General features: G+C 71.0%; 1 pseudogene. It reads left to right on the forward strand.

Going from position 1 to position 596, the window contains the following annotated elements:
* Positions 1-339: 339 nt before the first annotated feature.
* Positions 340-596, forward strand: a pseudogene (locus tag G3I78_RS46990) (type VII secretion protein EccE); the annotation flags it as partial.

The raw sequence follows: 596 nt of genomic DNA on the forward strand, positions 1-596 counted from the left end.
AACGCGGCCACCGTGCGCCGCTTCGCAAAGGTGTACGCGTTGAGTTCATCACGTCGTGATGCCATGACCGCCTGCTTCTCCCCGCACGGCCCGGTCGGTGAGTACGGTCCCCGAGCCTCGATTGTCGGACCGGGCACCTACTATGCCCCCTGACGGAGGGCGGGTACCGGCCGGGTAGGGTGAGGCCGCCGCTTCCTGCCTTCCGGACCGCGCTGATGCGCGGGTCCTCGGGACATCAGGGCTTGTTGGGGTGGATTGGGGAGATTCCGGGGTCATGCGGCGTGCAGCGTCCGGCTCCGGCACTCACGGGGTACCGCCCCGGGAAGGGGAGGTGGGCGCATGATGGCCACCGCGACGCAGCCGCAGACGGGTGCGCCCGCACCCGCACGCGGCGGGGTGACGCCGTATCCGAAGTCGAGTCCGGGCCGCTTCGGCCCGTTCCGATTGCAACAACTCGTGCTGCTCCAGATCGCCGTGGCCGCCCTGCTGGTGGCCTGGGTCGTGGAGCCGATGCTGCTGGTGCCCGCCGGTGTGCTGGCGCTCGCCCTGGTGGTGCTCGCCGTCGTACGCCGCCACCAGCGCTCCCTGCCCGAGTG

The organism is Streptomyces sp. SID13726, from assembly GCF_010548375.1.
In the GTDB taxonomy this organism is placed as follows: domain Bacteria; phylum Actinomycetota; class Actinomycetes; order Streptomycetales; family Streptomycetaceae; genus Streptomyces.